Origin of the sequence: Novipirellula artificiosorum (assembly GCF_007860135.1) — a bacterium.
GTDB lineage: Bacteria > Planctomycetota > Planctomycetia > Pirellulales > Pirellulaceae > Novipirellula_A > Novipirellula_A artificiosorum.
The window spans coordinates 173,052-187,778 of sequence record NZ_SJPV01000014.1; the positions used below are offsets into that span (position 1 = coordinate 173,052).

Sequence of the window (14,727 nt, forward strand, 5' to 3'; positions counted from 1 at the left end):
GGCATCCGACCCTTTCCTACTCCGTGCTGCGCCACAAGACAGGGTCTTCGTTGCTGGGCAGTGAAGTGACCTTTCCCTCTCGAATCTCGATAAGCGGACCATAGGCGGAGTAGGGCTCAACCGGATGCGACTTGTACGGAATTGAAAACGGTGCATCCAACCGTGGATCAAACTGGTCACTCATGTTGGTGAGTGTGACGTTGTCGGAATCGATGAACACGTAATGGGCCGAACCGCGCAAGGCGGTTGCGTTGCCACCGTGACCAAAAATGCCAATCTGATTCGAATCCTTCACTTTAAGAAATCGCGTTTGGTACTCCGATTTGACGCCGAAAATGTTGACATTCTCGCTATTGCGTATCTCGCACTGCGCATACGAGTCGGCATGTTGTGCGTGAAGGTGGTAGAAGGCGAGGGGGCCTTGCGTGTTCTCGACAAGAATGTGTCGGTAGTCATCCGTTTCCTTAGCGAGGCCGTGAATGAAGAAGTTGTACCATTTGCCTCCGCCGTGACCGCTGATCCGCACCGTCGGTGCCGAGTATCTAAATTTCTCGATGCCATCCGGTTGCCGCAACGGGTATCCGTACAGGTGTGTTCGTGCGATGTGTGGTGAGCGGACGATCGACGAACCGCCGCAACGCCAGGACAGGGCATAGTAGGGCAAGTTTTCATTGTGCCGTTTTACGCACTCGCCAGGAGCTTCATCGGCCAGCAGAATTCCCAGGTGAGCGATGATTGTATCCGCGTCGACCGTGTCGGCCGTCTCCACTAACGGTTTGGGTCGACCGCCTTCGCCAAGCTTGCCGAATGGTGCGCGCGTCATGATGTTCGACAAATGCCCAGCCACGCCAATCAACTTCGTCGACGGACGCAGGCGAATCGTATCGGTGACGCGATAGTAGCCTTTGGGCAAGAAAACGATCTCGTTCTCGTCAATGGCGTGTTGTAACGCTGCGGTATCGTCACTCATTCCGTCGCCCGCCGCATTGTAGGGGGTTGACTTCGCATTGACCGCTCGCGGATCTTGAAAAGAGGGAAACGAGTTGCTCCAGATATGCCGGGACGTGAGGTCGTGCGGCGGCTCCGTTCCGGGCTGAATGTGAACAGAGGGTTGCTCCGACCGTTCGCCATGGAGATAAACGGATTCGTGAAAGGTGTGGTCCTTAAATCGAGGCGGCTGTGTTGGGTAGGCCAATTCCTCAACAAGTGTCCATCCGTTGGCATCCGCCGCGATACCGTCAACGACACGCTTCGAACGATCAACATAAACGCTTCGCATGTAGAAGCTTTTGTCTGTTGCACACACGACCTCGCCCGCTGCACCGGTAAATTGAACGATGCTGTCAATCAGCGCGAGGCCGCCGTTATAGGGGCTGGAAGGAAAATCGCGTTCTAGCCGAATCACGGGACCCGTCGTTTGTGTGCGAATTCGCCAACCGACGCCGATCAATGGGCCTCGCGATTTGTTCACCAGCGCGGCCACGGTCTGGTCGAGCAATGTAACGCCAGCCATGGTCGGCGTCGGCTGAGTCCCGGAACCATCGACACGGCCTTCCGGCGGAAAGCCCCGCGTGTCGATACCAATCCGTCCGCCTCGGATGGTGAGATTGTGATGGCTGCCACCGCTGCCCGCGGCCCCGAGCATTCCGGTATGGCCGTGCGTCGCATCGATGGTCACGTTCTGCACGCTCGAACCTTCAGCGGCCTGCATCCGCAAACCAATGGCGCCGGCGTTGCCTTTGCCGACAACGATATCGATATCTTTCAGCATCTGGTTGTAGCTGATGTTCGCTTGCGGATGGAGCGGACCGTACTGATAATCGCTTTTATCAAAGCCGTAGTTGCAATTGGTGAAGTGCACGACGATCTTGCGATGCTCGGGATCGTCGAATCCGGGCGAGTGAGGCTCGAGCAACAGCACGGAACGCTTCCCGGGTCGCGTGGAGCCAACCAGAACGCAAGGAAAGTTCGCGGCACTCGTCAATCGACCGTTGCCTCGCAAGGTCAGTTTTTGACGACACTCAATCGTATCCGAGATGCGATAGGTACCCGGCGGGAAAAACAGGACCATTTGGTGGTCGCGGGCAAAGTCAACGGCTTCTCGAATTGCCAGAGTCGTATCGTTAACGCCGGAGCAATCGGCGTTGAAAGGAGCAGCCGTGACATCGACAACTCCGATTTCAGCAAGTGGGCGATTGGCGACTTCCAAAGGGACATCCAAGCTGACCCCCTCGGCAACGGGATCCTCCACTCGCGGATGGATGTAAGGTAGATAATCCGCCAGTTGCATTGGCGTCATGTTGTTCTTTTTCTGAACGCGTTGGTGCATCTCGGGGCTCAGTGTTTCTTGCCCCCAAAACGGCACTGCCCACAGGGTTGCGGAGAGGAAGACTAGAAAGTTCAATCGTGCTTTCATCGTGTTCACCAAGGCGATTTGTTGTCAGCAGAGCTTTGCAACCGAGTATCACCTAGAGATAGATGAGCATGACCGGTTTTTCGTTGGAAACCCGACCTGTGCAAGAACCTGCTCGCTGGGAATTTGTCTGACCATCTTACACGAAACCTACGGATCGAGGTTCGCAAACCTGGATCGGTTAAAAGCGGGCAATGGACCTCGTCTCATTCCGTCGAAGCGGCAGCATCGACACGTGTTGCCAGAACGCTCTATCGAACCTTTCGACGGACATTCTCGGAACTAATGGATTCCGAGAGCGCGTAGCGATCGAATCACCGTCGGCAGTAGCTTGATTGCGGCATCGTGTCGATTGGTCGACACCATCGCCTCCAGGCAATCGAGCGACATGACGGCGTTGTTGAGCAAGTTGTTCCAAGTGTGCAACGTGACGGACGCTCGGATTGCTGCGGACTCAGGTAACTTGTCAATCGATTCACACTGCAACTGCTCTAGCAAGTCAATGAAGTAATGAATCTCTTTGAAGCAGGCCGGCATTGACTCACCCGATCGATCGGCTAAGAATGACTGCTCTAACGCTTCCACAAGGGCAGTACGTGCAGCGGTATCCGTCGCTGTCATTATCGAATCCGTTTCGTTTTGGTGTGCGTCAGAACCTCTGTAGCGAAACTCGCCAAAAGTCTCGCCACGGCAAAAACGCAATTACAACTAACTACGGAGGGCGTCCATCAAAAGGACGCATCAATCCGTTGAGGTGAATTTGCCTGCAAACTCATTCACACGATGCGAAAGAGTGAAGCAGGGCAATGGCCCAACATCTTGTCGGGCACGCTGTGTAAGACGCACGAAAGAATCCATCCAAGCGGTTTGCCACTGTCTGGAACAACATCTATCGCCCGATTTCCGCAGTTTAATGGATGAACTGCTTGCGCGGCATACTCAAATGCCGATCTATCGAGTCGAAGATGGGATGGTGGTCGAGCCAAACTCTCTGTATTTGATTCCGCCAAAACAAGAGATGATCATCGCGGACGGCAAGCTGTTGTTGACCGAGAAGGATTCCAAACAGGCATTGTCGTTACCCATCGACCATTTCTTTCGCTCCTTAGCACAGGACGCGGGTGCGCGCAGCATCGCGGTTGTTCTTTCTGGTACCGGCAGCGATGGATCGCGGGGGATTCGCGACGTAAACAAGACAGGGGGATTAGTGATCGTCCAGTCGGTCGAGAGTGCGAAGTTCGACGGCATGCCCAAAAGTGCGATTGATACGAATTTGGTGGACGTCGTGGTTGAGCCAACTGAAATCGCTGAAGTACTCGATCGCTATGCGAAACATCCGTTTCGATCGAAATTGGAATTGGAAAAATCACCTCCTGTAGACGAAACGAGCATCGAGAGCGTCTTCCGACTACTACAGCATCGTCACCGAATCGACTTCAATTATTACAAGCCGACGACGATCGGTCGCCGGATCGAGCGTCGAATCCAATTGAACCATCGTGGTGGTGACATTGACGAATACGTGCGACGCCTCGAAGACGATCCGACCGAGGTCGACAAACTGTACAAAGACCTATTGATCGGTGTGACTCGCTTTTTCCGAGACCGTGACGCGTTCAATGTGCTCCGCAACGACGTGTTGCCCGCACTGTTATTAGCTTGCGACCCAGGAGACGAGTTTCGCGTATGGGTTGCTGCCTGTGCGACGGGTGAGGAAGCTTACTCGATCGCGATCATGATCGATGAGTGCATGAAAGAGATGGACCGCCGTTTGGCAGTGAAAATCTTTGCCACGGACGTCCATCAGGCTTCCATCGATTTTGCACACACGGGGGTCTATCCTGAAACAAGTCTTGATCAACTTGCTAATCAATGCTTCGAAGTACACCTTGCCAGGCGGCGCAATTTGGTTTGACCTGGATCGCGAAAACGATCGAGTCGTGATCACCGTACGTGATAGCGGCGAAGGCGTCCCGAAAGAGCTGCAGGAATCGATTTTCGAAATGTTTGTGCAGTCTGAAACAACGCTCGCACGATCTTCGGGAGGAATGGGGGTCGGGTTGTCTTTGGCACGGATCATCACCGAAGCGCATGACGGAACGATCAGTGTTCAAAGTGACGGGGTGGGACATGGAAGTACTTTCAAGATTCAGTTGCCCCTCTCGGAGAGGCCGCTTGTTCAAAAGCTTGTTGCCAAGCCAGTTGCCTTTGACGGGCGAAAGCTCTTGTTGGTCGAGGACAACGATGACGCGCGGATGATGTTGAGCGAAACGTTGCGGTTGGAAGGGTTTGTTGTAGCCGAGGCGAGTGACGGGCCTTCGGCTTTGGAGCAGTTCCAAAACTTCAAGCCCGAAATCGCATTGATCGACATCGGGTTGCCTGAGATGGATGGCTACCAAATTGCTTCGAAGGTGAGAAAAATGGACGGATTTGACAAAACAACTTTGATCGCGTTGACGGGTTATGCTAGAGAGAGCGATCGCCAAGCGGCCATTGAGGCTGGCTTTGACTTTCATTTGGCAAAACCGCTCAATCCGATCAAATTTTACGAACGGATCGCCGCGAAGGGGCCTGCTGCGAGGGCAGACAACTCAACCCACGCCTGAGGAAGGCCAGGCGAAAACTTTCGAGTCATTCAATCATTCGAAAAATCCCTGATTCCATTGGATTAAAACAAGCGTCCATCAGCACAATTCTTAGCTGTGACAAACCACGAGCCGCAGGTGAGGGCCATGAAATACCGGCGGCTCGTTCCGTGCCGTTCGGTCCGAGATAGATTCAGCAAATTACAGGGAATCGTCCCCAAGGTTGCGCCGTCCAGTTAGCTATAGCGAACTTTCGTTCGCCGTGCCCAGACCCATGATCGTAGCCGATAGGGCATCAGCATCACAAATAGCGAAATGACGCTCGTCAGGATGATTCTCGTTAGAATGCTGAACGGTTCGGTTGCATCATAGGAACGACCCATGATGAACCTCGCCGTTGAGTCCGTCGCGAGTAAAGCAAACAACGAGCCGACGACGATGGCGCCTGCCCACACGATCATGCGGCGACGATTCAACGCGACCGCCAATGTCGCGCCCAAGCCGAGAAGAAGATGGAGCAACTCGGGCTGGAGGAAAGACCTCAAAAAATCGACGTCTGCCGCCACGCGAATGGTCGCCATTAACGGTCGTATGGCAGCAAACAAGAATGCCGCGACCAGTGTCGCGTAGAACAAATCACGAAGGGCGACTTTTGAAGCCAATTTGGCTTGATCACCGGAAGCATCCCATTGCAAAGCCGGCACTTGACGCTCGATGGACGCTCGGAAAACCCACAACAGCAGAATAACGGGAAACAACACGGAGGAGAGAACTAGCGTTGACATAAAACCGATCCAAGCGATCGATGACTGCTCGCGAAACACGAAACCGAGTATCGCCAGCAGCAGAGCCAGCAAGGTAATAAACGGTAGTACTCTCAATGAAAGCCGCGTCTTGCCAAGCAGTAGCCAAACGCTTGCGAGTACGATGGCAGCGACCGCAATCCCTTGGGCGTATTGGTAACAAAGGCGGTCCGATTCTGTTGGCGGGCCACCATAGAGGGCTCGAGCGGTAAGTAGTAGAAGCGGAACACCGCCGATCAAGACCGAATCAAACCAAGCCCGGCCATTTTCTCGTGCAGAGACGACGACCCATGCGACACTCCACACAGCGTAGCCAACCAGGAATAGACAAAGTGCCGCTGGTACCCACCAAAACGGTCGGTGTTCCGCCAGCACGTTTCCGTTATTCGCATCGAGCAGCGTGACCGAGAAACCGTACTTGTCAGATAAAGCCGCAAGTCGATTACGATCGAGAAAACAGATCTTTGAACCGGCTTCGTCGAACCGTTGCACGACACGCTCATTTTCTCGGTCAAAGAGAATATATTGCTTCGGAAAATCTGGCTTCAGAAAAAGCAGGTAACCCTCTTCATCCAGTTGGTCTACGACAAACAGTTTCGCCTCGGGCGATGGAACCGCCTTCCTTCGCGTTATGTCGACGCTTTCCGCATGGTCATTCGACTCGACCGTGAAGAGTGATTGATTGAAAAAGGCGATAACGTTCGGCGAGCCGATGCCTGCGGGAGCGGGAAGTGACTCAAGCAGCGTTCCGTCGACAACCGATCGAAACTCGATTGCGTCAAGTTGAGGGTTTAATGTCGCTATGACTTCGCCTCCGTATCCGACTACCAAATTCGGATCGAACCAATTCGATCCGTCGCTGCTGAACGAACGGGCTATCCTGGCCCCCTCGGACGCATTCAAATTGAATCCACCGTTCCCAATCGGCCACGATGATAAAAGTCGCGGCTGACCGGATTCGCCAAACTCAAACAAATGCAGGGTCTGAACAGATGGATTGAACGTCTTCGCCGAGCTAGCGCGTGTTTGCGTATCGATCGCGACGAAGCGATTGTGGTTTGGAATCTGTGGCAGAAAGCTGACGCTGAAAGAATGAGGAAAGGTAATCAAGTCCGCATCGGGATCTTGCAGGTTGGCGACGAAGATCGTTTTCGAATCGCCGCCAACAAAATAGGGATAACCTGGTGATTTGAAGAGATTCTGTTTCGGCAGGTGGAACTCGCTCGACAAAAGAAGGCGATTCGTCGCTGGGTCGATCACGGTATAGCGAAATCGCGTGACTTTGTCATCGTCTGGCTCTGCCGCCGCGTCAATCTGCTCAATCCAAATCTCAGATCCGCGATCGTCGAGGCCCCAATAAAACTTCGTTGCATTTTCGGATGCGGTCTTCTCGCAGGCTCCTGTATTCAGATTCAACCGAAACTCTTGATGCCACGTCGGTCGGCCAAGTTCATAGTCGTACGCCGTCAATTGGTAGATCGCGAGGCCATGCTGGCGAATGAGGAAAAGCGATCCCCACGACATGCCCGGCCCCGTTGGAATCAGCAAGATCGCGAGCGCCACCAGTGGCAAGAGAAGCAGAACCAGTCGTCGGCGCGTCAATCGTTTCAGCGGGTTTTGCATTTCAACATTCACTCAGCCCACGTCGCTGCAAAATGGGTCGCTGCACCGGTGGGTCGATGCAGCCAGCAACAGTGTAGCGACAAGGTCGCGTTTTTGAAGGATGCAACGGGGACACTCGATGTCGAGAATGAAGCGGGATCGGCAACGGCGAATGAGCTGCAGAATACAATCCTTGTGGCTCGGCATGTGTTTATTAGTGAAGTCATCTCAACCGACGACTGGCTTACGCGAATCGCATAAGTCAATCATCTCGATTCTCGGGGAACGTTCTGATCGCTCGGAACGTTCGATCAATAAGTTTCGGATTTCACTCTCCCGCTTGGAGGTTGTGCAGCTTAGCGTCCCCTATTCACACAGATTATAGTGATGGACACAAGTCACGCTGATGGATTCTGTAGTGGTGCTGCGGCTCGGGATAGCCCCGTCCGATGACAAAGACCGTGTCATTGACGGGACGAAGGCCGTAGACCCAGAGCATATTGCGAAGCACCGACTCCGGCGGAAGCAGGTCGGGGGCGATACGGGAAAGCCAGTAGGTATCGAAGAAGCTGCAAAGGCTGATGTCCTGAAGTCTCAAGGTAAAACGCGGTGGCTGGTCGCCTGGGGATGATCTGACAGGGTAGGAATTGCAACAAACCTTCTTGATGTCCCAGCAGAGATCATCGCATGGCTTCCCCTCCTTTGGATCGCGTGCTGCTTAGAGCATTTTTTATTTGCTGTGCGATATAATCTGAGTTGCGAAAACAGTTCAGGCAATTGGCTGGCGTAACTGCTTTGATGGCTTTGCCAATCGCGTTGTATCGTTTGCGTTCGGTTCGGGCCGCTAGTCGGCGTAGAGGATCCACTTCTCGCCCCTTGCCATGCACATGCTCAGCGAGTGAGGTATGTTGTAGTCCATGCTTCCGCCCGAACCCTTTATGCAGGCCACATCGAATGCCCGATACAAAGACGACATCTGATCGACGGAACTTTCTGAAAAAGACGACGTTCGCCACGGGACTTGGCGTACTCGTCGCTAGCGCCCACAGCGAGTCGGCAGTTGCGAAACCAACCTCCAAAGCCAACCGGCTACCGCGTGAAGTCTGGATCGCTAGCGTCTCCCAAGACAATCTGGAGGCCAAAGACTCTCCATCAATGATCCGCAAGGTGCTCGGGCGAATGGAAGAGGTGGCTTCTTTCGAGCCCGACATCGTCTGCTTGCCAGAGACATTTGCCACGGCAAACCTGACGGGCGCCAAGCCACCGCTCGAGGAGCGGGCGGAGGAACCGATCGGCGACCTATCGCGTCCATTCGCCGAGTTCGCTTCGGAACACAACTGCTACGTTGTCTGTCCGATCATCACGAAACAAGACGGGCGTTTCTACAATTCAGCCGTGTTCATTGATCGGCAGGGCGAGCTGCTCGGTGAGTATCACAAGATCCATCCGACCACTGAAGAAATGAAGGCCGGCATCTCACCGGGCCCGCTTGATCCGCCCGTCTTCAAAACTGATTTCGGAATCGTCGGCGCACAAATCTGTTTCGACATCGAATGGATCGACAGCTGGCGGAAACTGCAAGAGTCCAAAGCAGAAATCGTGTTCTGGCCGTCGGCGTTTGCCGGTGGTGCGATGGTCAACGCCAAGGCATGGCAACACAAATATTGTGTGGTGTCGAGTACTCGAAAAGACACATCCAAAATCTGTGACATTACTGGCGAGGCGGTGGCGAAGACGAGTCGCTGGAACCACTGGATTTGTGCGCCGGTGAATCTGGAGAAGGCCTTTCTACACACATGGCCTTACGTCCAACGATTTGATGAGATCCAATCCAAGTATGGTCGCAACGTGCGAATTCGCAACTTTGCTGAGGAAGAGTGGACGATCATCGAAAGCCGCTCGCCGGATGTAAAGATCGCTGACGTGATGAAAGAGTTTGAATTAAAGACGCTCGACGAACACACGAAACTGGCGGACGCTGAACAATGTGAATGTCGGTAGAAGCCATCGGGTGCCGAGCGAAGCAGGTCTTTGTCTTGTCGCGGCGTCCACTTTGCCGCTGGAGCGATGGCTAGGTTGATGCCCTCGGGCAGATTGGGCGAGTCCGTTGTCGTATCGGGCCAACGTTCGGCTGAATCGTTGCCGTGTGGTGACGATTGCATGGAGTATTCCCAAGGGATCGCTACCGACCAACCGAAGATGCAGCAAGCCATTCGACCGCAATCGGCCGGTGGGAAGCGACCCTGCAGCGACTGTATCTCGCAACTCCCTAGAGCATTTTGAAAAATGATGTGGGATGTAGGGCCGGTTCCTACCGGCCGATTCGAATTTGTCCGGCAGGAACCGGACCTACATGATTTGTATAAGTGCTCTAATAGTCACGGAAGGGTCCGCGAGGCTGAGCCGCTTCCATTTCTTTGAGCCAGTCTGCAAATCGTTCCTTGACCATCTTCAGAATCTCGGGGCGCGAGTCCGAGAGGTCTTTCCTTTCGCCGATGTCGGTTGACAGATCAAACAGGCCTCCTTCCTTTCCGCCCATGTCGACCCACTTCCACTTGCCAATCCGCGCACCAATCAGATCTCTTCTTTTCCAGAACATCTCCTTTCGCGGCGAGGGGGTCTCACCCCGAATCGTCGACCACCAATCGAAGCCGTCCAGGGCGACGTTCGCTTGCAGTTCCGTCCGAGCGGCAACGGCAAGGCTCGGGAACAGCTCGAGGCTCGTCAGAAATTCGTCGTTGACCTGGCCAGCCTTTATGTCGCCATTGGGCCAACGAATGATGCACGGCACGCGAACACCTCCCTCCCACATCTGTGATTTGTGTCCTCGCAGCGGTGCGTTGTCAGCCCCGCCGCTGCCACCGTTGTCCGAAAAAAAGATCACAATGGTGTTGTCGAGAATCCCCTTATCTTCTAGCAAGTGAAGCATTTTGCCGATCGCCACGTCCATGCATGTCACTGCGGCGCGATAGTCGCGGCGACGTGCTTCCCGAGTGACCACGGTTGCTGGTGAAGCATATCGATGCTTCGCCGCGACCTGCGTTTCCGAGTCGACTGGTGGATACATTTTCTTAAACTCTTCCGGAGCCTGCACCGAAGAGCGAATCTCTGGATCGAGTGCCGATGAGTTGTGCGGGGCGTTGAACGGAACATAAAGAAAGAATGGATGTTTGCCGGCATGTTCGTTTAGAAACCGCAGGGCCTCGCGCTGAAACAGGTAGGTACAGTAGGTTCCTTTGTCTTCTTCGGTCGGAGACAGATTGCGAAACATGCAAGGCACGCCATACCGTTCATGCTGGAAATAGTCGATGCCGGTGTTCACAAATCCGTAGAAGTCGTCGAAGCCGCGCGACGTCGGCAAATATCGCTTCAATGCCCCCAGATCCCATTTTCCGTAGATGCCACTGTTGTAGCCTGCCGGTTTGAGCATCGCGGGAAGAATCACTTCGCGGCAATCCATACCGCCGATGCGTTCAAACGTGACTGCATACTCCTCAGCCGAGTACTTGTAGCCGTAGTCGGGGGCCTCGTTGCGAATCATATCGTAGATACCGTTTCGCTGCGGATAGCGGCCCGTCAACAAACTAGCTCGCGATGGCGTACATGCTGGCCATGCCACGTAAAAGTTCGTCAGCCGCGTTCCTTCCTTCGCTAGTCGATCCAAGGCAGGGGTAATAATGCCGTTACCGAGTATGCCAAGATCGTTGTAGCCCTGATCGTCCGAGACGACGAGAAGGATGCTCGGTCGCTCGGCGGCATGAATCGCGGCCGTTGAAACCACGAAAACACTAGCCACCATGAAAGCAATGGGTCGTATCATAATTCTCTGCGCTGAAATCGTGATGGTTTCAGTGAAACAACCTTGTCAACTCGATTGTTGATTTAAGGCTTGGTCCGTTTTGGTGTAAACAATTGAAACTCGTTGATCGTCGGGCCGTCGTCGCCGTGGATTCTAAGTCGAACGTGCCTGGCGGTGACAGGATCAAAGTTGACCGACAGCCCCCTGCCGATTGTCGTCCCTTGGAAAAACGTCTTCCAATCTTCGCCATCTCGATACTGTAGCTCAAACGAATGGACTCGGACGCCGTACTCCACACACTCGTCCAGTACAGCTCGGTCGAACCTCTCGGGCTTACCTAGATCAACTTCGAGTGAGCACTCTTTGGTTTCCGCATCGGTGGCCCAACGCGTCGAGTTGTCTGCGTCGACGGCTTTGGCAGCAGCATACTGAGCACTGCGTTGAAAAACGTTCGAGGCTGTCGCTTGTCTGCCTTCGGTCAATGACTGACCGACGTAAGAAACCGAAATCGGAGCAAGCTCAATCGCTGGCTGATCGAGTTCGATTGCGACAATCGTATCGATCTCTTGGCGATCGGATTGCGGGATGCGAATCTCGATCTCATCATCAACCGTCGTCAAGACAATGGAGCCACCCGTGATGACGTGATGGTTGAGTAGGGTTGCCGGCAAGTTTGGAACTCGAATGACTTCATCGGGCCAAGAGAGAATATGCAGGTAGACGGTATTGCCTTTGCGAGTCGACACAAGGTGTTTCGTTGGCTTGTACGGTCCCCCACGCGTGGCATAAATGGTTTCGCCATACTCAGCAAGCCAATCGCCCATCTGCTGAAGCCGATCAACTTGGCGAGCTTCGATTTCGCCGTTCGGCATCGGTCCAACGTTGAAAAGCAGATTGCCATCGCCCCCAGCGGTTCGGATCAGCGTCTGCAAACATTCCGCCAATGATTTCATCTTGTCATCGGGCTTCCAAGCCCATTGACGACAGATCGTCATGCAGGTCTCCCAAGGTTGATCGATGTCAAAGCCACCGACGCGTTGTTCGGGTGTGGCATAATCACCGAGCCCGCCACCGGCGCGATTGTTAACCACAATATCGCTTTGCAGCTCACGACAGATTCGAATGTTCTCCGATCCTTCGTCAGCATCAAACTCTTGCGGAACATCAAACCACATGGTGACCAACGGCCCATAGTTTTCGATCAGCTCTTTTACTTGCGCTCTGAGGTAGCGACGATACGATTGAATGTCCGATTTCTCGCGACGAACTTTGCCGCCGGGGCTGTTGCGTGGAAAATCGGGATGATGCCAATCGCAAACGCTATGATAAGTGCCGAACGCGATTCCCTGTCGCTGGCACGCTTCGGCAATTTCTTTTGTAACATCGCGACTCATGGCCGAGTTCATGATATTGAAATCGGTCTGTTTTGTATCCCACAAACAGAATCCGTCGTGATGCTTGGTGGTCAGCACGATGTACTTCATTCCGGCGGCCTTGGCGATGCTGACCCAACGGTCAGCGTCAAAGTTTTCCGGATCGAATTTCTTGTACAGATTGTCGTATTCGTCGATCGTTGTTTCGCGACCACGTGACCAGCCGATTTCGTGGCCGGTTAAGCTGACGGGTCCCCAGTGAATGAACATGCCAAACCGCATCTGTTGCCATTTCAGGATCGCATCGGCATCGGGTTGAAGCCACGGCTGTTTCTGTATCGGACCTGACTCCACGGCTGGTTTATCCTCCGCCGGAAGTGGGCTCATGGCTAGCATCATCAACGCCAAGAAGTTTGGAAACAGCAATGCGTTCTTCATAGTAGGGCTCCGGGTGGGGGCGTCAGGGCAAACGACGATTGACTTTGTGGTGTCTGCAACACGGCGTGGAATCGCCAACTCGCGGTGTTCAAATGCTGATGTAGTGTATCACACACACCCGTCTGTTTCGTCTGTCGCGTTCCCGCTGCTGGATGTGAGCGCGGCTGTCCCGGGCTCCGCCGGGTACAATCAGAAAATCAGCCGATTCGACGCAACTTTTCCCTGCTGCACTCGACAACACTCCGGTGGCCGTCTCCTCAACTCGGTTGGTCACACTGCACCCTTTTCGATCCACTTTTCAACAGTTTCGGAGCAAAACCATGGCCAACAGACGAGATTTACTCTTTGGCACCCGAGGCGCGGATGTCGAAAAATTGCAAATGATGCTAAATCGGTTCATTGACCCGCGACCTGACATCAAAGTGGACGGACTGTTCGGAAATGGAACGAAAGCGACGGTAAAGAAGTTTCAAAACCAGGCGAATCCGCTTCGTTCTCGAAAGATCATTGGTGAGAATCTTGAACCCGATGGGATTGTCGGCCCGCAGACTTGGAAGGTGCTCGATTGGTACGAAAAAGACGATCAAAAAGGTCGAGACCGGGCTCCCGGGCATGCAACACTCATTCGCAATGGCGGTCGCAAAGTCCCCCATTTCCGGCAAGGCGATCCGCAATGGGGCTCGATCATGTTGGGCAACAAATCCATCGCCTCGAAAGGCTGTGCGATGTGCTCGGTTGCAATGTGTTTGGCCTATTACGGACATGACATCAATCCTGCGACCTTGGACGCATACCTTGATGCCAACAACGGGTACTCAGGCAATAACTTGTATTGGCAAAAGGCGTTTGATGCTGGGCAAACACCTGGTTGTCGAAAGCCAAGGCTGACTTGGCCCGACTACCGTCGCCGCAGCGATTTTATTGACACCATTATGGAACGATTATGGAAAAACTTGCCAACCTTGATCGGGGTCGATTATGGGACCAGTGGCGATGGGCTCGAGGATCATTGGGTGGTTGCGGTCGGGTACAATCAGAAAGACATCATCATTAACGACCCCGCCATTAGTTCTGGCAATGGTGCCGAAAATCCCAACCAAGAAATCACGCATCTTTACGATTCACGACGTCGAGGTGGGTTGACTCCGGTGCGACTTTGTCTGTTTGTGGTTTAGCTGAACGTAGCAGTGGTATTTCCTTCGTTCGGACCTGCGTAAGGATCTGACAAACAAACTTCGCTGGAGTAACGGCAGTGCGTTGTTCACCTACGAAATCGCGGCAAGTTACCTGTTTCCATCAGCAGCAGATTGTCCAGCTAGATAGCGCCACTTTGTGAGCGGCAAGGCGTTAGCCGCCGATTAGGACCATGAAATACCGGCGGCTAGCGCCTTGCCGCTCAGTCCGAGATTGATTCAGAAACTTGCGGTAAATCGCCCACTTAGTGCCGCTGTGCAGATAGACTTTTTCTTCCAACGTTCTTGGGTGATGGTGTTTTCCCAATTTTCCGTGTTTTGGGACCGTCGATCGAAAATCCCGAGAGCAAGTAAAGCATTAAGCATCGCGTGAACAACAAGTGACGACTTTGGTAGATGGGGATGAAATGCTCGCTGCAGAGTAAAACCAAGTGATATCTAACTTCCCCTGATTTCACTCGGAGCAACGAGCAATGTCGAAAATAACCTATCACGTCGGACTGGACTATCACCAACACAGC

11 protein-coding genes are annotated in these 14,727 nt (G+C 53.6%); 5 read left to right on the forward strand and 6 right to left on the reverse strand.

Going from position 1 to position 14,727, the window contains the following annotated elements; translation table 11 throughout:
• Positions 1–16 precede the first annotated feature (16 nt).
• Together Poly41_RS27995 and Poly41_RS28000 are read right to left on the reverse strand one after the other, a co-directional pair.
• Entirely contained in the window at positions 17–2,416 is a 2,400-nt protein-coding gene (locus tag Poly41_RS27995; protein WP_197231718.1) for a glycosyl hydrolase family 28-related protein, read from the reverse strand.
• A 279-nt stretch (positions 2,417–2,695) separates the two neighbouring features.
• Positions 2,696–3,034, reverse strand: a complete 339-nt coding sequence (locus tag Poly41_RS28000) for a hypothetical protein (protein WP_146530675.1) — start codon at positions 3,032–3,034, stop codon at positions 2,696–2,698.
• A gap of 172 nt (positions 3,035–3,206) precedes the next feature.
• On the opposite strand from Poly41_RS28000, the gene Poly41_RS28005 reads away from it, so the two are divergent.
• Positions 3,207–4,328: a chemotaxis protein CheB gene (locus Poly41_RS28005; protein ID WP_261344919.1), complete on the forward strand. Its 1,122-nt coding sequence runs from the start codon at positions 3,207–3,209 to the stop codon at positions 4,326–4,328.
• Positions 4,267–5,019, forward strand: a complete 753-nt coding sequence (locus Poly41_RS28010; protein ID WP_197231720.1) for a hybrid sensor histidine kinase/response regulator — start codon at positions 4,267–4,269, stop codon at positions 5,017–5,019. The genes Poly41_RS28005 and Poly41_RS28010 overlap by 62 nt, the downstream gene beginning before the upstream one ends.
• A 215-nt stretch (positions 5,020–5,234) precedes the next feature.
• Here the strand turns inward: Poly41_RS28010 and Poly41_RS28015 are convergent, their stop codons facing one another.
• Positions 5,235–7,424 (reverse strand): hypothetical protein, encoded by a 2,190-nt coding sequence (locus Poly41_RS28015; protein ID WP_146530678.1) that lies wholly within the window; start codon positions 7,422–7,424, stop codon positions 5,235–5,237.
• Between Poly41_RS28015 and Poly41_RS35180 the strand changes: the two genes are divergently transcribed.
• Positions 7,419–7,664 carry a hypothetical protein gene (locus Poly41_RS35180; protein ID WP_231616004.1) on the forward strand — a complete coding sequence of 82 codons (246 nt, stop codon included), beginning with the start codon at positions 7,419–7,421 and terminating at the stop codon, positions 7,662–7,664. The two genes, Poly41_RS28015 and Poly41_RS35180, sit on opposite strands and share 6 nt — an antisense overlap.
• 118 nt (positions 7,665–7,782) lie before the next feature.
• On the opposite strand, the gene Poly41_RS28025 is transcribed toward Poly41_RS35180, so the two are convergent.
• Positions 7,783–8,001, reverse strand: a complete 219-nt coding sequence (locus tag Poly41_RS28025) for a hypothetical protein (RefSeq protein WP_146530679.1) — start codon at positions 7,999–8,001, stop codon at positions 7,783–7,785.
• 356 nt (positions 8,002–8,357) lie between these two features.
• On the opposite strand from Poly41_RS28025, the gene Poly41_RS28030 reads away from it, so the two are divergent.
• Positions 8,358–9,404 (forward strand): carbon-nitrogen hydrolase family protein, encoded by a 1,047-nt coding sequence (locus Poly41_RS28030; protein ID WP_197231722.1) that lies wholly within the window; start codon positions 8,358–8,360, stop codon positions 9,402–9,404.
• 370 nt (positions 9,405–9,774) lie between these two features.
• Here the strand turns inward: Poly41_RS28030 and Poly41_RS28035 are convergent, their stop codons facing one another.
• Together Poly41_RS28035 and Poly41_RS28040 are read right to left on the reverse strand one after the other, a co-directional pair.
• Positions 9,775–11,223: a sulfatase-like hydrolase/transferase gene (locus Poly41_RS28035; RefSeq protein ID WP_146530681.1), complete on the reverse strand. Its 1,449-nt coding sequence runs from the start codon at positions 11,221–11,223 to the stop codon at positions 9,775–9,777.
• A 62-nt stretch (positions 11,224–11,285) separates the two neighbouring features.
• Entirely contained in the window at positions 11,286–13,013 is a 1,728-nt protein-coding gene (locus Poly41_RS28040; protein ID WP_146530682.1) for an alpha-L-fucosidase, read from the reverse strand.
• A gap of 320 nt (positions 13,014–13,333) precedes the next feature.
• Between Poly41_RS28040 and Poly41_RS28045 the strand changes: the two genes are divergently transcribed.
• Complete coding sequence (locus Poly41_RS28045) at positions 13,334–14,188, forward strand: peptidoglycan-binding protein (protein WP_146530683.1); 855 nt, start codon at positions 13,334–13,336, stop codon at positions 14,186–14,188.
• Positions 14,189–14,727: the final 539 nt, after the last annotated feature.